18 protein-coding genes are annotated in these 16,796 nt (G+C 61.4%); all 18 read left to right on the top strand.

The features are described 5' to 3' along the window. The first annotated feature begins 170 nt into the window (after nt 1-170). The 18 genes from fliL (at nt 171) to AC07W7_RS17650 (ending at nt 16,786) form a co-directional block, all read left to right on the top strand. Nucleotides 171-674: a flagellar basal body-associated protein FliL gene (fliL, locus tag AC07W7_RS17735; RefSeq protein ID WP_099170493.1), complete on the top strand. Its 504-nt coding sequence runs from the start codon at nt 171-173 to the stop codon at nt 672-674. A 9-nt stretch (nt 675-683) separates the two neighbouring features. Then, a complete protein-coding gene (gene fliM, locus AC07W7_RS17730) occupies nt 684-1,652 on the top strand; it encodes a flagellar motor switch protein FliM (RefSeq protein ID WP_099170492.1) in 969 nt (322 codons plus the stop codon). A 48-nt stretch (nt 1,653-1,700) separates the two neighbouring features. After that, nucleotides 1,701-2,168, top strand: a complete 468-nt coding sequence (gene fliN / locus AC07W7_RS17725; RefSeq protein WP_099170491.1) for a flagellar motor switch protein FliN — start codon at nt 1,701-1,703, stop codon at nt 2,166-2,168. Nucleotide 2,169: 1 nt separating this feature from the next. Further along, entirely contained in the window at nt 2,170-2,604 is a 435-nt protein-coding gene (fliO, locus tag AC07W7_RS17720) for a flagellar biosynthetic protein FliO (protein WP_197884002.1), read from the top strand. After that, a complete protein-coding gene (gene fliP / locus AC07W7_RS17715) occupies nt 2,604-3,347 on the top strand; it encodes a flagellar type III secretion system pore protein FliP (protein ID WP_032859054.1) in 744 nt (247 codons plus the stop codon). Before fliO ends, fliP begins: the two co-directional genes overlap by 1 nt. Nucleotides 3,348-3,351: 4 nt before the next feature. After that, on the top strand, nt 3,352-3,621 hold the full coding sequence (gene fliQ / locus AC07W7_RS17710) for a flagellar biosynthesis protein FliQ (RefSeq protein WP_003192936.1): 270 nt from the start codon (nt 3,352-3,354) through the stop codon (nt 3,619-3,621). Between the two features lie 4 nt (nt 3,622-3,625). Continuing rightward, nucleotides 3,626-4,411 carry a flagellar biosynthetic protein FliR gene (gene fliR / locus AC07W7_RS17705; RefSeq protein ID WP_038446990.1) on the top strand — a complete coding sequence of 262 codons (786 nt, stop codon included), beginning with the start codon at nt 3,626-3,628 and terminating at the stop codon, nt 4,409-4,411. A gap of 3 nt (nt 4,412-4,414) precedes the next feature. Beyond that, nucleotides 4,415-5,551, top strand: coding sequence for a flagellar biosynthesis protein FlhB (gene flhB / locus AC07W7_RS17700; protein WP_197884000.1), 1,137 nt, complete (start codon nt 4,415-4,417; stop codon nt 5,549-5,551). 131 nt (nt 5,552-5,682) lie between these two features. Continuing rightward, nucleotides 5,683-5,886 carry a cold-shock protein gene (locus tag AC07W7_RS17695; RefSeq protein ID WP_495039784.1) on the top strand — a complete coding sequence of 68 codons (204 nt, stop codon included), beginning with the start codon at nt 5,683-5,685 and terminating at the stop codon, nt 5,884-5,886. A gap of 293 nt (nt 5,887-6,179) precedes the next feature. Beyond that, nucleotides 6,180-8,294 carry a flagellar biosynthesis protein FlhA gene (flhA, locus tag AC07W7_RS17690; RefSeq protein ID WP_495039783.1) on the top strand — a complete coding sequence of 705 codons (2,115 nt, stop codon included), beginning with the start codon at nt 6,180-6,182 and terminating at the stop codon, nt 8,292-8,294. An 11-nt stretch (nt 8,295-8,305) separates the two neighbouring features. Further along, nucleotides 8,306-9,622, top strand: coding sequence for a flagellar biosynthesis GTPase FlhF (gene flhF, locus AC07W7_RS17685; protein WP_197883942.1), 1,317 nt, complete (start codon nt 8,306-8,308; stop codon nt 9,620-9,622). 100 nt (nt 9,623-9,722) lie between these two features. Next, nucleotides 9,723-10,556 (top strand): flagellar synthesis regulator FleN, encoded by an 834-nt coding sequence (fleN, locus tag AC07W7_RS17680; RefSeq protein WP_003192912.1) that lies wholly within the window; start codon nt 9,723-9,725, stop codon nt 10,554-10,556. Beyond that, nucleotides 10,553-11,293: an RNA polymerase sigma factor FliA gene (gene fliA, locus AC07W7_RS17675; RefSeq protein ID WP_099169936.1), complete on the top strand. Its 741-nt coding sequence runs from the start codon at nt 10,553-10,555 to the stop codon at nt 11,291-11,293. The genes fleN and fliA overlap by 4 nt, the downstream gene beginning before the upstream one ends. A 168-nt stretch (nt 11,294-11,461) precedes the next feature. Beyond that, nucleotides 11,462-11,836 (top strand): chemotaxis response regulator CheY, encoded by a 375-nt coding sequence (locus tag AC07W7_RS17670; RefSeq protein WP_162473193.1) that lies wholly within the window; start codon nt 11,462-11,464, stop codon nt 11,834-11,836. 18 nt (nt 11,837-11,854) lie between these two features. After that, on the top strand, nt 11,855-12,643 hold the full coding sequence (locus AC07W7_RS17665) for a protein phosphatase CheZ (protein ID WP_099169935.1): 789 nt from the start codon (nt 11,855-11,857) through the stop codon (nt 12,641-12,643). A gap of 12 nt (nt 12,644-12,655) precedes the next feature. Further along, nucleotides 12,656-14,875 (top strand): chemotaxis protein CheA, encoded by a 2,220-nt coding sequence (locus AC07W7_RS17660; protein ID WP_495039782.1) that lies wholly within the window; start codon nt 12,656-12,658, stop codon nt 14,873-14,875. A gap of 49 nt (nt 14,876-14,924) precedes the next feature. Next, the gene (locus AC07W7_RS17655) at nt 14,925-16,046 is read left to right on the top strand and encodes a protein-glutamate methylesterase/protein-glutamine glutaminase (RefSeq protein ID WP_099169933.1); all 1,122 of its coding nucleotides are present in this window, start codon (nt 14,925-14,927) and stop codon (nt 16,044-16,046) included. Beyond that, on the top strand, nt 16,046-16,786 hold the full coding sequence (locus AC07W7_RS17650) for a flagellar motor protein (RefSeq protein ID WP_099169932.1): 741 nt from the start codon (nt 16,046-16,048) through the stop codon (nt 16,784-16,786). The genes AC07W7_RS17655 and AC07W7_RS17650 overlap by 1 nt, the downstream gene beginning before the upstream one ends. The last annotated feature ends 10 nt before the right edge of the window (nt 16,787-16,796 follow it).

The raw sequence follows: 16,796 nt of genomic DNA, 5'->3' as shown, positions 1-16,796 counted from the left end.
CGATAGCGGTGTGTCAGTGGATAGATTCCTGACTGATCCACCGCTATCGCGGGCAAGCCCGCTCCCACAGTTGTTTTTGGGGGGACTGAAATCCGTGACAACTCTGGCATAACACTTGCTCTTGCCTTCCCGTGGATCTATGAAACCTCGAATAGTGACGGATTATTGGCATGGCGAAGAGTGACGACGCAGCACCCGCTCCTGCAGCAGGCAAGGGCAAGCTCAAGATGATCCTGCTGATTGTCGTGGCCTTGTTATTGGCCATCGGCGTGTCGGTGGGCGCGACCTGGTTTTTCATGCACAGTGCCCAGAGCAAGCCTGCACCGGTGGCCGAGGTTGCCACCAACGCCAAGCAACCGGCGATCTTCGAGCAGATGCTCCCGGCCTTTGTCGCCAATTACAACCAGAACGGCCGGCAACGCTACCTGCAGGTGAGTATTACCCTGCTGGCACGCAACCAGGCGGACCTGGACGCGCTCAAGGTGCATATGCCGGTGATCCGCAACAACCTGGTGATGCTGTTCTCCGGGCAGAGTTTCGACAGCTTGGCCACCCCCGTGGGCCAGGAAATGCTGCGCCAGAAGGTCACTGCCAGCGTGCAGGAAGTGGCCCAGAAAGAGCTCGGCAAAGTCGTGGTCGAGCAGGCGCTCTTCACTAATTTCGTATTGCAGTAGGATCACGACATGGCCGTGCAAGACCTGCTGTCCCAGGATGAAATCGATGCCCTGTTGCATGGCGTCGACGATGGTCTGGTACAGACCGAAATGTCTGCCGAGCCTGGCAGCGTCAAAAGTTATGACCTGACCAGCCAGGATCGCATCGTCCGTGGACGCATGCCGACCCTGGAAATGATCAACGAACGTTTCGCCCGCTACACCCGTATCAGCATGTTCAACATGCTGCGCCGCTCGGCAGACGTGGCGGTGGGCGGCGTGCAGGTGATGAAGTTTGGCGAGTACGTGCATTCGCTGTACGTGCCCACCAGCCTCAACCTGGTGAAGATCAAGCCCCTGCGCGGCACCGCGCTGTTCATCCTTGACGCCAAGCTGGTGTTCAAGCTGGTGGATAACTTCTTCGGCGGCGACGGCCGTCACGCCAAGATCGAAGGCCGCGAATTCACCCCCACCGAGCTGCGGGTGGTGCGCATGGTGCTGGAACAGGCCTTTATCGACTTGAAGGAAGCCTGGCAGGCGATCATGGAAGTCAACTTCGAGTACATCAACTCGGAAGTGAACCCGGCCATGGCCAACATTGTCGGGCCCAGCGAAGCCATTGTGGTGTCCACCTTCCATATCGAACTCGATGGCGGTGGCGGCGACCTGCACGTGACCATGCCGTACTCGATGATCGAGCCGGTGCGCGAGATGCTCGATGCGGGCTTCCAGTCTGACCTGGATGACCAGGACGAGCGCTGGGTCAAGGCCCTGCGCGAAGACCTGCTGGACGTTGACGTGCCGCTGAGCGCCACCGTGGCGCGCCGCCAATTGCGCCTGCGGGATATTTTGCACATGCAGCCGGGGGATGTGATTCCCGTCGAACTGCCAGAGGAACTGATCATGCGCGCCAACGGCGTGCCGTCGTTCAAGGTCAAGCTCGGTTCCCACAAGGGCAACCTGGCATTGCAAGTGGTTGAACCGATCAACCGTCGCTGATTCAACCCGATCTTAATTCATGATTGTTTGCTGCGCCGAGGACATGTAATGGCTACCGAACACGAAAACGCTTCCGCCGAAGACCAGGCCCTGGCTGACGAATGGGCGGCTGCCCTGGAAGAAACCGGCGATGCCAGCCAGGACGATATCGATGCCTTGCTGGCGGCCGATGCGGCCACTGCGCCGGTGGGCAAGCGCCTGCCCATGGAAGAGTTCGGCAGCGTGCCGAAAAACCATGAGCCGGTCTCGCTGGATGGCCCCAACCTGGATGTGATCCTCGATATTCCGGTATCGATCTCCATGGAAGTGGGCAGCACCGAAATCAATATCCGCAACTTGCTGCAACTCAACCAGGGCTCGGTGATCGAGCTCGATCGCCTGGCTGGCGAGCCGCTGGATGTATTGGTTAACGGCACGCTGATCGCCCATGGCGAAGTGGTGGTGGTCAACGAGAAGTTCGGCATCCGCCTGACTGACGTGATCAGCCCCAGCGAACGTATCAAGAAGCTGCGCTGAGATGAGTCGCCAGTGGTGGGGACTGTTATGGGCGTTGCCGCTGGGGGCCTGGGCGGCTGAGCCGGTGGCCCAGGTCGCCGTGCCGGTCGCCGGCGCCAGCGTGACGGGGCAACTGACCCAGCTGGTGCTGGGCCTGTTGCTGGTGGTGGGGCTGATCTTCGTCCTCGCCTGGCTGTTGCGCCGGGTACAGCGGATCGGCCCGGGCAATGCCCAGGTCATTGAGCTGGTCGGCTCGCGAGCCCTGGGCCCGCGTGATCGCCTGGTGCTGGTGCAGGTGGGCGAAGAGCAGATCCTGCTCGGCCTCACCCCTGGCCGGATTACCCCGTTGCACGTGCTCAAGCATCCGGTGAGCGTGGCCCAGACCGAAGCCGCCACACCGGAGTTCGCCCAGCGCCTGATGGAGCTGATGGGCAAGGACCAGAAGGATAAGAAGTAATGCGCGTTCTACTGGCGCTCATGCTGTTGCTGGCAGCACCCCTGGCGTTCGGCGCCGACCCGTTGTCGATCCCGGCGATCACCCTGGGCACCAACGCGGCCGGGGCCCAGGAGTATTCGGTCAGCCTGCAGATCCTGCTGATCATGACGGCGCTGAGCTTTATCCCGGCGTTCGTCATGCTCATGACCAGCTTCACCCGGATCATTATCGTGTTCTCGATCCTGCGCCAGGCCCTGGGCCTGCAGCAGACCCCGTCGAACCAGATCCTTACCGGCATGGCGCTGTTTCTGACGCTGTTTATCATGGCGCCGGTGTTCGACAAGGTGAACCAGCAAGCCCTGCAACCCTACCTGGCCGAGAAGCTCACGGCCCAGGACGCGGTGGACAAGGCCCAGGGCCCGATCAAGGACTTTATGCTGTCCCAGACCCGTTCCAGTGACCTGGAGCTGTTTGTGCGCCTGTCCAAACGCACCGATATCGCCAGCCCGGACCAGGCGCCGTTGACCATCCTGGTGCCGGCGTTCGTCACTTCGGAGCTTAAAACCGCGTTCCAGATCGGCTTTATGATCTTTATCCCGTTCCTGATCATCGACCTGGTGGTGGCCAGTGTGCTGATGGCCATGGGTATGATGATGCTGTCGCCGCTGATTATCTCGTTGCCGTTCAAGATCATGCTGTTTGTATTGGTGGATGGTTGGGCGCTGATAATCGGCACCCTGGCCGGCAGTTTCGGAGGGGTATAGCGCCATGACCCCGGAAGTCGCCGTCGACCTGTTTCGTGAAGCGCTGTGGCTGACCACCCTGATGGTCGCCGTGCTGGTGGTGCCCAGCCTGTTGGTAGGCCTGCTGGTGGCGATGTTCCAGGCCGCCACGCAGATCAACGAACAAACCTTGAGCTTCCTCCCGCGTTTGCTGGTGATGCTGGTCACGCTGATCGTGGCCGGCCCCTGGCTGGTGCAGACCTTCATGGAATACATCCTGCAGTTGTACGGCAGTATTCCGCAGTTGATCGGCTGACCTGATGCAGTCCTTGCTGGCATTGACCGACACCCAGATCAGCACCTGGGTGGCTGCGTTCATCCTGCCGCTGTTTCGCGTGGGCGCCTTGCTGATGACCATGCCGGTGATCGGCACAACCCTGGTTCCCAAGCGCGTACGCCTGTTTTTCACGGTAGCGATCACCGTGGTCATCGTGCCGACGCTGCCGGCGATGCCGCCGGTCAACGCCCTGGACCTCAGTGCGCTGTTGCTGATCGCCGAACAGATCCTGATCGGCGCCTTGATGGGCTTCTCCCTGACCCTGTTCTTCCAGGCCTTCGTGATTGCCGGGCAAATCGTCTCGATCCAGATGGGTATGGGCTTCGCGTCCATGGTCGATCCCACCAACGGCGTGTCGGTGGCGGTGATCGGGCAGTTCCTGACCATGCTGGTGACCCTGCTGTTTTTGGCGATGAACGGGCATCTGGTGGCCTTTGAAATCCTTACCGAGAGCTTCACCACCTTGCCGGTGGGCGAGGGCTTGATCGTCAATCACTTCTGGGAAGTGGTCGGCCGCCTCAGTTGGGTGCTGGGTGCGGCGTTGTTGCTGGTGTTGCCGGCGATCACCGCGCTGCTGGTGGTCAACATTGCCTTTGGCGTGATGACCCGGGCGGCACCGCAGTTGAACATCTTCGCCATTGGTTTCCCGCTGACCCTGGTATTGGGCCTGGGGATTTTCTGGATCGGCCTGGCCGACATTCTCAATCAGTATCAACCGCTGGCCAGTGACGCCTTGCAGTTCTTACGTGATCTGGCACGGGCGCGCTGAGCCATGGCCGAGAGCGAGAGTGGTCAGGACAAAACAGAAGACCCCACGGAGAAACGTAAAAAGGACTCCCGGGAAAAGGGCGAGATTGCCCGCTCCAAAGAACTCAACACCCTGGCGGTGATGCTCGCCGGTGCCGGTGGCCTGCTGATCTACGGCGGCGGCCTGGCCCAGGACTTGATGGAGATCATGAAGCACAACTTCTCCCTGCCTCGGGAGGTGCTGCTGGACCCGCGCGCCATGGGCATCTACCTGCTGCACTCGGGGAAGATCGCGATCCTGGCCGCGCAACCGGTGCTGATCACCTTGCTCCTGGCGGCGATTATCGGGCCGATTTCCTTGGGGGGCTGGCTGTTTGCAGCCGGCAGCCTGGCGCCCAAATTCAGTCGGATGAACCCTGGCGCCGGGATCAAGCGCATGTTCTCCGCCAAGGCCTTGGTGGAACTGCTCAAGGCCCTGGCGAAGTTTTTTATCATCCTGTTCGTGGCGCTGGTGGTGTTGCAGTCAGATATCGACGATTTGCTGCGCATCGCCCACGAGCCATTGGAACTGGCGATCATCCACAGCGTGCAGTTGGTGGGCTGGAGCTCGTTGTGGATGGCCTGTGGCCTGATCCTGATTGCCGCCGTGGATGCGCCGATCCAGCTGTGGGAAAGCCACAAGAAACTGCTGATGACCAAGCAGGAAGTGCGCGACGAGCATAAGGACCAGGAAGGCAAGCCGGAAGTGAAGCAGCGCATCCGCCAGCTGCAGCGGGAGATGTCCCAGCGCAAGATGATGGCTTCGGTGCCCGACGCCGATGTGGTCATCACCAACCCGACCCACTACGCCGTGGCGCTCAAGTACGACGCCGAGAAGGGCGGCGCGCCGCTGTTGCTGGCCAAGGGCAGTGACTTTACCGCCTTGAAAATCCGCGAAATCGCCCAGGCCAACGATATCCTGCTGCTGGAGTCGCCGGCGCTGGCGCGTTCGATCTTCTACTCCACGGACCTCGATCACGAGATCCCGGCCGGCCTGTATCTGGCGGTGGCGCAGGTGTTGGCCTATGTCTACCAGATCCGCCAATACCGTGCCGGCAAGGGCAAGCGCCCGGATCCGCTCAAGGACTTGCCGATTCCGCCGGATCTGCGCCGCGATTCCTGAGTCTGTTGGTGCCTGTACTGGCGCATACCGTTCGTCCAACTCTCTTCCGACCTGTCAACTTTGACAGTATCCGGCACCTGTGCATCGCGGTTTGATAGGCCGCAAACAGGCGCAGTTTCGGGAGAAAGACAATGGCCACGGGCACGGTGAAGTGGTTTAACGAAGCAAAGGGCTATGGGTTTATTACACAAGACGATGGGGGAGAGGATCTGTTCGTTCATCACTCAGCCATTCAGGTCGGGGGATTCCGGTCTCTGCAAGAGGGGCAAAGGGTGAGCTATGACGTTATCGACGGCGCAAAAGGCAAGCAGGCGGGAAACGTGCAGCTACTCTGATGATCGTTCCCACGCTCCCGCGTGGGAATGCATCCCGTGACGCTCTGCGTCACCCTGCACGGTCGATGATCGTTCCCACGCTCCCGCGTGGGAACGCATCCCGTGACGCTCTGCGTCACCCTGCACGGTCTGGACGCGGAGCGTCCCCTGGCGGCATTCCCACGCAGCGCGTGGGAACGATCTCGTCCCTGAAGCAAAAGTTGGAAGGCTTCTTGCAATACCGCCTTCAGGACGCCTCTTGGCGTCAAAAGTTTGCTTCAAGGTGACGAGGAATACCGGTGGATCGCTCTAATATGCTCAACACAGCCCGTGGCACCCTGACGGACCTCTCGCGAGGTAACCTGGGTGTGCCGTTGTTGCTGTTGGTCATGCTGGCAATGATGATGTTGCCGATGCCGCCGTTCCTGCTGGACGTGTTCTTCACCTTCAACATTGCCCTGTCCATCGTCGTGCTGCTGGTGTGTGTGTACGCGCTGCGGCCTTTGGATTTTGCGGTCTTCCCCACCATTTTGCTGGTTGCCACGCTGCTGCGCCTGGCCCTGAACGTGGCCTCCACGCGGGTGGTGATGCTGCACGGCCAGGACGGTCACGCCGCCGCCGGCAAGGTGATCCAGGCTTTCGGCGAGGTGGTGATCGGCGGTAACTACGTGGTCGGTATCGTGGTGTTTGCGATCCTGATGATCATCAACTTCGTGGTGGTGACCAAGGGCGCCGGGCGGATTTCCGAGGTGAGCGCACGCTTTACCCTCGACGCCATGCCCGGCAAGCAAATGGCGATCGACGCCGACCTCAACGCCGGCCTGATCGACCAGAACCAGGCCAAGGCCCGCCGCTCTGAAGTGGCCCAGGAGGCCGAGTTCTACGGCTCCATGGACGGTGCCAGCAAATTTGTGCGCGGCGACGCCATCGCCGGCCTGCTGATCCTGTTTATCAACCTGATCGGCGGCATGGCGGTGGGTATTTTCCAGCACGGCATGACCTTTGGCGATGCCGGCAAGGTGTACGCCTTGCTGACCATCGGTGACGGTTTGGTGGCGCAATTGCCATCACTGTTGTTATCGACAGCGGCGGCGATCATGGTGACCCGTGCGTCCGGCTCCGAAGACATGGGCAAGCAGATCAACCGCCAGATGTTTTCCTCGCCCAAGGCCCTGGCCGTGGCCGCCGGCATCATGGCGATCATGGGCATTGTGCCGGGCATGCCGCACTTCTCCTTCCTGACCATGGCCGCCCTGGCCGCCGGCGGTGCGTACCTGTTCTGGAAGAAGCAGAATGCGGTCAAGGTCCAGGCCTTGAAAGAGGTGGAACGCCAGCAGGACTTGCTGCCGTCGCCGGCCCGCGCCCAGGAAACCAAGGAGTTGGGCTGGGATGACGTGACCCCCATCGACATGATCGGCCTGGAAGTCGGCTACCGCCTGATCCCCCTGGTGGATCGCAACCAGGGCGGCCAGTTGCTGGCGCGGATCAAGGGCGTGCGCAAGAAACTGTCCCAGGACCTGGGTTTTTTGATGCCCACCGTCCACATCCGCGACAACCTCGACCTGGCCCCCAGCGCCTACCGCCTGACGCTGATGGGCGTGACCCTGGCCGAAGCCGAGATCTACCCCGACCGCGAACTGGCGATCAACCCCGGCCAGGTATTCGGCACCCTCAGCGGCATAACCGCCAAAGATCCGGCTTTTGGCCTGGACGCGGTGTGGATCGAAGTCAGCCAGCGCAGTCAGGCGCAGTCCCTGGGCTACACCGTGGTTGACGCCAGCACCGTGGTCGCCACGCACCTCAACCAGATTCTGTACAAGCATTCCCACGAGCTGATTGGCCACGAAGAAGTCCAGCAACTTATGCAATTGCTGGCCAAAGCCTCGCCTAAACTGGCTGAAGAGCTGGTGCCGGGGGTGTTGTCGCTGTCGCAGCTGCTCAAGGTGCTGCAGGCGCTGCTGGCCGAACAGGTGCCGGTACGGGACATTCGCAGCATTGCCGAGGCTATCGCCAACAATGCCGCCAAGAGTCAAGATACTGCCGCGCTGGTGGCGGCGGTGCGCGTCGGTTTGTCGCGTGCCATCGTCCAAAGCATTGTAGGGCTTGACTCCGAGCTGCCTGTGATCACCTTGGAACCCAGGTTGGAACAAATATTGCTCAATAGTATCCAGAAGGCCGGGCAGGGCCAGGAAGAGGGCGTCCTGCTGGAGCCAAGCATGGCTGAAAAGTTGCAGCGTTCGTTGATCGACGCCGCACAGCGCCAGGAAATGCAGGGCCAACCGGTGATTCTGCTGGTGGCAGGCCCGGTCCGCGCGATGTTGTCGCGCTTTGGACGCCTGGCAGTACCGAATTTGCACGTTTTGGCTTACCAGGAAATTCCTGACAATAAGCAAGTGACTATCGTCGCGACAGTAGGGCCCAACGGCTGAGGTAGTGGGTTATGCAAGTAAAGCGTTTTTTCGCCGCCGATATGCGTCAGGCCATGAAGCTGGTTCGTGATGAGCTGGGCGCCGACGCAGCGATTATCGGTAACCGTCGCATTGCCGGCGGTGTCGAGCTGACGGCTGCCCTGGATTACAAACCCCAGGCCTTGGCGCCGCGCGTGCCGAACATGGAACTCGAAGACGAGTTGCGCAAGACCGCCTCGCGTATTGTCTCGGCCCAGGCCGAGCTGAGCATGCGCGGCGACAGCGATGCGAGCACCAACCGCCAATTGTTTGCCGGCCTGCCGCTGACCGCGGCCGAGCCACTGGTAGAACCGACCTTCGTCGAGCCGCCACGTCCCGCCGCGCCAGCACCGGCTGCTGCGGTCGACCAGCGCGTGTTCGACTCGATGCGTTTTGAACTCAATGGCCTGCGTGAACTACTGGAAGTGCAGTTGGGCTCGCTGGCCTGGAACCAGTTGCAGGGCAGCAAGCCGCAACAGGCCAACCTCTGGCGTCGCCTGCAACGCATCGGCCTGTCCGGCCCGTTGTCGCGCGACCTGCTGGAACTGACCACCGGCATCGAAGAACCCCGCCAGGCCTGGCGCATGCTGCTGGCCCACCTGGCACGGATGATCCAGACCCCGGAAATCGAGCCCCTTGAAGAAGGTGGCGTGATTGCCATGGTCGGCCCTGCCGGCATGGGCAAGACCACCACCCTGGCCAAGCTGGCTGCCCGTTATGTGCTCAAGTACGGCGCCCACAACATTGCCCTGGTGAGCATGGACAGCTACCGCATCGGTGCCCAGGAGCAGCTCAAGACCCTGGGCCGGATCCTCAATGTGCCGGTGACCCATGTCGACCCGGGCCAGTCCCTGGCCAACGCCCTCGACCCGCTGCTGCGCAAGCGCGTGGTGCTGATCGATACCGCCGGCCTGCAAGCCAGCGACCCGGCACTGCGCATGCAACTGGAAAGCCTGGCCGGGCGCGGGATCAGGTCGAAGAATTACCTGGTACTTGCAACCACCAGCCAAAAACAGGTGCTGACGGCTGCGTACCATAGCTACAAACGTTGTGGGCTGGCCGGCTGCATCCTGACTAAGCTGGATGAAACGGCAAGCCTGGGCGAAGTGTTGAGCCTGGCTATCAGCCATGAACTACCGGTCGCCTACCTGACCGACGGGCCGCGGATCCCGGATGACTTGCATCTGCCGCGCCGTCATCAGTTGGTCAGCCGTGCGGTCAGTGTGCAAATGCAGGATGAACCCAGTGAAGAGGCGATGGCGGATATGTTCGCCGACCTCTATCACAACCCAGCCAAGCGGGTCGGCTGAAGGCAACATGCAACACAGTGCAATGTACCTACATCGAGGGTCTGCTACCGCGGCCACCCTATGTAGCCTGCGGCTAAGCAAGACAAGGTAAAGAAAGAACATGGGCAGCATGCATCCCGTACAGGTGATCGCGGTGACCGGCGGCAAAGGTGGCGTCGGGAAAACTAACGTGTCAGTGAATTTGTCCCTGGCTCTGGCAGAGCTTGGCCGCCGCGTCATGCTGCTGGATGCCGACCTGGGCCTGGCGAACGTTGACGTTCTGCTGGGACTGACGCCCAAACATACCCTGGCCGATGTCATTGAGGGCCGCTGTGAGCTGCGCGATGTGCTGTTGCAGGGGCCGGGGGGGATTCGTATCGTCCCGGCCGCCTCCGGCACCCAGAGCATGGTGCACCTGAGCCCGGCGCAGCATGCCGGCCTGATCCAGGCCTTCAGCGATATCGGCGACAACCTCGACGTGCTGGTGATCGACACCGCCGCCGGGATTGGCGAGTCGGTGGTCAGCTTCGTGCGCGCGGCGCAAGAAGTGTTGCTGGTGGTCTGCGACGAACCCACCTCGATCACCGACGCCTATGCTCTAATCAAACTGCTCAACCGCGACTACGGCATGAACCGCTTCCGCGTGCTGGCCAACATGGCCCAGAGCCCACAGGAAGGGCGCAACCTGTTCGCCAAGTTGACCAAGGTCACAGATCGCTTCCTCGATGTGGCCTTACAATACGTCGGTGCAGTTCCCTATGACGAGTGTGTGCGCAAGGCTGTGCAAAAGCAGCGTGCAGTCTATGAAGCGTTCCCTCGTTCGAAATGCGCGTTGGCGTTCAAGGCAATTGCTCAGAAGGTCGATACCTGGCCACTGCCCGCCAATCCCCGGGGGCATCTGGAGTTTTTCGTCGAGCGATTGGTGCATCAGACGAGTGCAGGACCGGTGCTATGACAGCCAGCGGCTATAACCTTTACAAGAAATCGGCGCGTGACAGCCAGGGCGAATTGATCGAGCGCTATGCGCCCCTGGTCAAGCGCATTGCCTACCACCTGCTGGCACGCCTGCCCGCCAGTGTCCAGGTCGAAGACCTGATCCAGGCCGGCATGATCGGCCTGCTTGAAGTGTCGACCAAGTACGACGCGAGCAAGGGTGCGAGTTTCGAGACGTATGCGGGTATCCGTATCCGTGGCGCGATGCTCGATGAAGTGCGTAAAGGTGATTGGGCGCCGCGTTCGGTCCACCGCAATACCCGGATGGTGAGTGACGCAATTCGCTCAATTGAAGCAAAAACCGGTCGCGACGCTAAAGATCACGAAGTTGCGGCCGAACTCCAATTGAGTCTCGATGATTATTACGGGATTTTGAACGATACCTTGGGCAGCCGCCTGTTCAGTTTCGACGACCTGCTACAGGACGGCGAGCATGAAGGGCTGCATGAGGACGGCGCGAGCGCTTACCAGGAGCCTTCCCGCGACCTGGAAGATGAACGCTTCCAGGGCGCCCTGGCGGACGCGATTGCCAATTTGCCGGAGCGTGAGCGGCTGGTGTTGGCGCTGTACTACGATGAGGAGCTGAACCTCAAGGAAATCGGTGAGGTCCTGGGGGTCAGCGAATCGCGGGTCAGCCAGCTTCATAGCCAATGCGCGGCCCGCTTGCGGGGGCGTTTGGGAGAGTGGCGAGCGCGCTGACAGGCAGTGTGGGGACAATGTGGGTGATAACCGTCAGGGCGCAAGCCGGGCGGAAACGGCTCGTGGTGTGCCCCAGCAGTCCTTTTTGTGTAATGCCTGTTGAATGATATGGCGCGCCCAGGTGCTGGACGCGTTTAAGACTGCTTGGAGGTCGAATTGGACAAGAACATGAAAATCCTCATCGTTGATGACTTCTCAACGATGCGGCGGATCATAAAAAACCTGTTGCGTGACCTTGGGTTCACTAACACGGTCGAGGCGGATGACGGCATTACGGCGATTCCGATCCTCAACAGCGGGAGCATCGACTTTCTGGTAACCGACTGGAACATGCCTGGCATGACCGGTATCGATCTGCTGCGCCATGTGCGCGCCGATGAAAAACTGCGCAACCTTCCGGTGTTGATGGTGACCGCCGAAGCCAAGCGTGAACAGATCATTGAAGCCGCCCAGGCTGGGGTCAACGGTTACGTGGTCAAGCCATTCACTGCATTGGCCTTGAAAGAGAAGATCGAAAAGATCTTTGAACGCATCCACGGCTGATGTCGTCACGGGGGAGCTATGGAGCATAAAGAAACATCACAGGGAGACTTTGAGTCGACTCTGAAAAAACACGCTCACCAGTTGGTCGAGTGCCTTGAAAAAGGCCAGTTCGGCGACGCGGTGCAGTTGATCCATGAGCTCAACCAGACCCGCGATCGCGGCCTGTACCAGGAAGTGGGCAAGCTCACCCGTGAGTTGCACAGTGCGATTGTCAACTTCCAGATCGACCCGCACATGCCCCAGGCCGAGGAAATCTCGCAGATCACCGATGCCACCGAACGCCTGTCCTATGTGGTCAGGCTGACTGAGGCGGCAGCCAATCGCACCATGGACCTGGTGGAAAACGCCACGCCCCTGGTGAACGGCATGGCCAACGAGGCCAAGGCCTTGAGCGCTGACTGGGGCCGTTTCATGCGGCGCGAAGTGGGTGCTGAAGAGTTTCGCGAGCTGGCGCGTCGGGTTGAAGGCTTTTTGGCCCGCAGCGAGCAGGAAAACCGCACGGTTTCCAGCAACCTCAATGACATTCTGCTGGCCCAGGATTACCAGGACCTCACTGGCCAGGTGATCAAGCGCGTGACCCTGCTGGTCACCGAAGTGGAAAGCAACCTGCTCAAACTGGTGCTGATGGCCGGTCAGGTCGACCGTTTTGCCGGTATCGAACACGACCGCGAAGCGATCCTCTCGGAAAAAGATCCACAAAAACACCTCGCCAAGGGTGAAGGTCCGCAGATTCATGCCGATAAACGTGAAGACGTTATGTCAGGTCAAGATGACGTAGACGATTTGCTGTCCAGTTTAGGCTTCTAAGGAGCACGCAATATGAGCTTCGGCGCCGATGAAGAAATCCTTCAGGATTTCCTTGTAGAGGCCGGCGAAATTCTAGAGCAGTTGTCCGAGCAACTGGTCGAGCTGGAAAGCCGACCGGATGATGCGAACCTGCTCAATGCAATTTTTCGCGGTTTTCACACTGTAAAAGGGGGCGCCGGCTTCCTCCAGCTCCATGAGCTGGTGGAGTGCTGCCACATCGCCGAAAACGTGTTCGACATCCTGCGCAAGGGTGAGCGGCACGTTGATTCGGAATTGATGGACGTGATCCTTGAAGCCCTGGACGCGGTCAACGGCATGTTCAATGAAGTGCGCGAACGTGCACCGATTACTGCCGCCACCCCGGAACTGCTGGCCGCCCTGGCGCGCCTGGCAGAACCGGCTGCCCTGACCGCCGCCCCGGTGGTGGTTGCGGCGCCCGAACCGGTTGCCGAGCCTGACGTCACCGACAGCGAATTTGAACAGCTGCTGGACTCCCTCAATGCCGTCAAGGCCGAGGCAGAAGCGCCGGCAGCGGTGCCGGCAGCGGCTACGCCGCCCATGGTGCCGACCACCGAAGACATCACCGACGCCGAGTTCGAGTCATTGCTCGACCAGTTGCACGGCAAGGGCCAATTCGCCCCGGACGCCGTGGCGCCAGCCCCGGCGCCTGTGGAACCTGCGCCACCGGCCAGCACCGACATCACCGACGACGAATTTGAAGCCCTGCTGGATCAGTTGCATGGCAAAGGCTCGTTTGCTGCCGATGCCTTGCCGGCTGTTGCGGCGGCGGCCGCGTCTGCTGCCCCTGCTGCGGCGCCTGCCCCTGCCGCGCCGGCGGCGGATGGCCTGATCAGCGACCACGAATTTGAATCCCTGCTGGACGAGTTGCACGGCAAGGGCAAGTTCTCTGAAGTGGCACCTGCCGCAGCAGCCACTGCCGCCGTGGCCACGCCGGCCCCCGCTGCCTCCAAGGCCGCCGCGCCGGCCCCTGCGCCTGCTGCCCGGGCTCCCGCCGCACCGGCCCGTGCCCCGGCACCTGCTGACAAAGCCCCGGCCAGTGAAGCCGAAACCACCGTGCGGGTCGATACCGCGCGCCTGGACGACATCATGAACATGGTGGGCGAGCTGGTGCTGGTGCGTAACCGTCTGGTGCGCCTGGGCCTGAACAGTGGCGACGAAACCATGCAAAAAGCCGTGTCGAACCTCGACGTGGTGACTGCCGACTTGCAGACCGCGGTGATGAAGACGCGCATGCAGCCGATCAAGAAAGTCTTCGGGCGCTTCCCGCGCCTGGTGCGTGACTTGGCCCGGCAGTTGAAAAAAGAGATCGCCCTGGAACTGGTGGGTGAAGAAACCGACCTCGACAAAAACCTTGTCGAGGCCCTGGCCGACCCGCTGGTCCACTTGGTGCGCAACGCGGTCGACCACGGCGTGGAAACCCCCGAAGAGCGCGAAGCCAGCGGCAAGCCGCGCCTGGGCAAGGTGATCCTGGCGGCCGAACAGGAAGGCGACCATATCCTGCTGTCGATCACCGATGACGGCAAAGGCATGGACTCCAATATCCTGCGCGGCATCGCGGTCAAGCGCGGGGTCATGGACAAGGACGCCGCCGACCGCCTCACCGACACCGAGTGCTACAACCTGATTTTTGCCCCGGGCTTCTCGACCAAGACCGAGATTTCCGATGTGTCCGGCCGTGGCGTGGGCATGGACGTGGTGAAGACCAAGATCAGCCAGCTCAACGGCTCGATCAATATCTACTCGACCAAGGGCCAGGGCTCGAAGATCGTCATCAAGGTGCCGTTGACCCTGGCGATCATGCCGACCCTGATGGTGATGCTGGGCAACCAGGCGTTTGCCTTCCCGCTGGTCAACGTCAACGAGATCTTCCACCTCGACCTGTCGCGCACCAACGTGGTCGACGGCCAGGAAGTGGTGATCGTGCGGGACAAGGCCCTGCCTTTGTTCTACCTCAAGCGTTGGCTGGTGGCGTCTGCCGCTCATGAAGAACAGCGCGAAGGCCATGTGGTGATCCTTTCCGTGGGCACCCAGCGTATCGGCTTTGTCGTCGATCAACTGGTCGGCCAGGAAGAAGTGGTCATCAAGCCTTTGGGCAAGATGCTGCAGGGCACGCCAGGCATGTCGGGTGCGACCATTACCGGTGACGGTCGGATCGCGCTGATTCTCGATGTGCCGAGCATGCTCAAGCGTTACGCCGCACGGCGTATTTGATTCTGGCTGGGCGGGGCGGTTGTCCCTCGCCCTGCCTAACGGAGTGGTTATGGTAGTCAAGGTTCTGGTGGTGGACGATTCGGGTTTTTTCCGCCGCCGCGTCTCGGAAATTCTTTCAGCGGATTCCAACATCCAGGTGGTCGGTACGGCCACCAACGGCAAAGAGGCGATTGATCAGGCCCTGGCATTGAAGCCAGACGTGATCACCATGGACTACGAGATGCCGATGATGGATGGCATCACGGCCGTGCGCCACATCATGCAACGCTGCCCGACCCCGGTCTTGATGTTCTCGTCGCTGACCCACGAAGGTGCCCGGGTGACCCTCGATGCGCTGGACGCTGGCGCCGTGGACTTTTTGCCGAAGAATTTTGAAGACATCTCGCGCAACCCGGAAAAGGTCAAGCAGATGCTCTGCGAGAAGGTGCACAGCATCTCGCGCAGCAACCGCAGCAGCTTCCGCGCCCCGGCGGCGCCGGCCCCCGTGGCCGCGCCGGCAGCGGCCAGCAGCCCTTTCGGGCGTACGGCGCCGGCTCCGGTGGCCCGGCCTGCCGTGGCCCCGGCCCGTACCGCGGCGCCGGGTGCTACGTCGCCCGCGCCCAAGCGCAAGGCCTACAAGCTGGTGGCGATCGGCACCTCCACCGGCGGCCCGGTGGCCTTGCAGCGGGTCTTGACCCAGTTGCCGGCCAACTTCCCGGCGCCCATCGTGTTGATCCAGCATATGCCCGCCGCGTTCACCAAGGCCTTTGCCGAGCGCCTGGACAAGCTGTGCCGCATCAGCGTCAAGGAAGCCGAAGACGGCGACATCCTGCGCCCAGGCCTGGCGTTGCTGGCCCCGGGTGGCAAGCAGATGATGGTCGATGGTCGCGGCACGGTGAAAATCCTGCCGGGTGACGAGCGCCTGAACTACAAGCCGTGTGTGGATATCACCTTTGGTTCGGCGGCCAAGTCCTATGGCGACAAAGTTCTGGCGGTGGTCCTCACCGGCATGGGCGCCGACGGCCGTGAAGGCGCGCGCCTGCTCAAGCAGGGCGGCAGCTCGATCTGGGCCCAGGACGAAGCCAGCTGCGTGATCTATGGCATGCCCATGGCCATCGTCAAGGCCGACCTGGCCGACGCGGTCTACAGCCTGGATGACATCGGCAAGTACCTGGTGGAGGCCTGTCACTGATGGATGTGTTGAGCCTGGTGGGGATTCTTCTGGCGTTTGTTGCCATTATTGGCGGCAACTACCTGGAAGGCGGCCACCTGGGTGCCCTGGCCAATGGCCCGGCGGCACTGATTGTCATCGGCGGCACCGTCGGCGCGGCGCTGTTGCAGTCGCCCCTGAGCTCGTTCAAGCGGGCCATGCAGATCCTGGTGTGGATCGTTTTTCCGCCGCGGGTGGACCTGGCCGGCGGCATCGACCGCGTGGTCAACTGGAGCCTCACCGCGCGCAAGGAAGGCCTGCTGGGCCTGGAAGGCGTGGCCGATGCCGAACCCGACAGCTATGCACGCAAAGGCCTGCAACTGTTGGTCGATGGCGCTGAGCCGGAAGCCATCCGCAGCATCCTTGAAGTGGATTTCTATACCCAGGAAAGCCGCGATATCAATGCGGCCAAAGTCTTTGAAAGCATGGGCGGCTACGCGCCGACCATCGGCATCATCGGTGCGGTGATGGGCTTGATCCACGTGATGGGCAACCTGGCCGACCCATCGCAACTGGGCAGCGGCATCGCCGTGGCGTTCGTCGCCACCATCTATGGCGTGGCCAGTGCCAACCTGTTGCTGCTGCCGATTGCCAGCAAGCTCAAATCCATTGCCATGCGCCAGTCCCGCTACCGGGAAATGCTGCTCGAAGGCATCCTGTCGATTGCCGAGGGTGAGAACCCGCGTTCCATCGAATTGAAGCTCCAGGGCTTCATGGATTGATGGGGGGTAT

This window comes from Pseudomonas sp. GW821-FHT01D09 (assembly GCF_059422465.1).
Note: the sequence above shows the minus strand (reverse complement) of the source record. Positions and strands in the feature narration are given on the sequence as shown.

What these genes read in the sequence shown, in the direction of transcription:
- fliL (WP_099170493.1), top strand. Translation starts at nt 171, where the DNA reads ATGGCGAAGAGTGACGACGCAGCACCCGCTCCTGCAGCAGGCAAGGGC.
- fliM (WP_099170492.1), top strand. Translation starts at nt 684, where the DNA reads ATGGCCGTGCAAGACCTGCTGTCCCAGGATGAAATCGATGCCCTGTTG.
- fliN (WP_099170491.1), top strand. Translation starts at nt 1,701, where the DNA reads ATGGCTACCGAACACGAAAACGCTTCCGCCGAAGACCAGGCCCTGGCT.
- fliO (WP_197884002.1), top strand. Translation starts at nt 2,170, where the DNA reads ATGAGTCGCCAGTGGTGGGGACTGTTATGGGCGTTGCCGCTGGGGGCC.
- fliP (WP_032859054.1), top strand. Translation starts at nt 2,604, where the DNA reads ATGCGCGTTCTACTGGCGCTCATGCTGTTGCTGGCAGCACCCCTGGCG.
- fliQ (WP_003192936.1), top strand. Translation starts at nt 3,352, where the DNA reads ATGACCCCGGAAGTCGCCGTCGACCTGTTTCGTGAAGCGCTGTGGCTG.
- fliR (WP_038446990.1), top strand. Translation starts at nt 3,626, where the DNA reads ATGCAGTCCTTGCTGGCATTGACCGACACCCAGATCAGCACCTGGGTG.
- flhB (WP_197884000.1), top strand. Translation starts at nt 4,415, where the DNA reads ATGGCCGAGAGCGAGAGTGGTCAGGACAAAACAGAAGACCCCACGGAG.
- AC07W7_RS17695 (WP_495039784.1), top strand. Translation starts at nt 5,683, where the DNA reads ATGGCCACGGGCACGGTGAAGTGGTTTAACGAAGCAAAGGGCTATGGG.
- flhA (WP_495039783.1), top strand. Translation starts at nt 6,180, where the DNA reads ATGCTCAACACAGCCCGTGGCACCCTGACGGACCTCTCGCGAGGTAAC.
- flhF (WP_197883942.1), top strand. Translation starts at nt 8,306, where the DNA reads ATGCAAGTAAAGCGTTTTTTCGCCGCCGATATGCGTCAGGCCATGAAG.
- fleN (WP_003192912.1), top strand. Translation starts at nt 9,723, where the DNA reads ATGGGCAGCATGCATCCCGTACAGGTGATCGCGGTGACCGGCGGCAAA.
- fliA (WP_099169936.1), top strand. Translation starts at nt 10,553, where the DNA reads ATGACAGCCAGCGGCTATAACCTTTACAAGAAATCGGCGCGTGACAGC.
- AC07W7_RS17670 (WP_162473193.1), top strand. Translation starts at nt 11,462, where the DNA reads ATGAAAATCCTCATCGTTGATGACTTCTCAACGATGCGGCGGATCATA.
- AC07W7_RS17665 (WP_099169935.1), top strand. Translation starts at nt 11,855, where the DNA reads ATGGAGCATAAAGAAACATCACAGGGAGACTTTGAGTCGACTCTGAAA.
- AC07W7_RS17660 (WP_495039782.1), top strand. Translation starts at nt 12,656, where the DNA reads ATGAGCTTCGGCGCCGATGAAGAAATCCTTCAGGATTTCCTTGTAGAG.
- AC07W7_RS17655 (WP_099169933.1), top strand. Translation starts at nt 14,925, where the DNA reads ATGGTAGTCAAGGTTCTGGTGGTGGACGATTCGGGTTTTTTCCGCCGC.
- AC07W7_RS17650 (WP_099169932.1), top strand. Translation starts at nt 16,046, where the DNA reads ATGGATGTGTTGAGCCTGGTGGGGATTCTTCTGGCGTTTGTTGCCATT.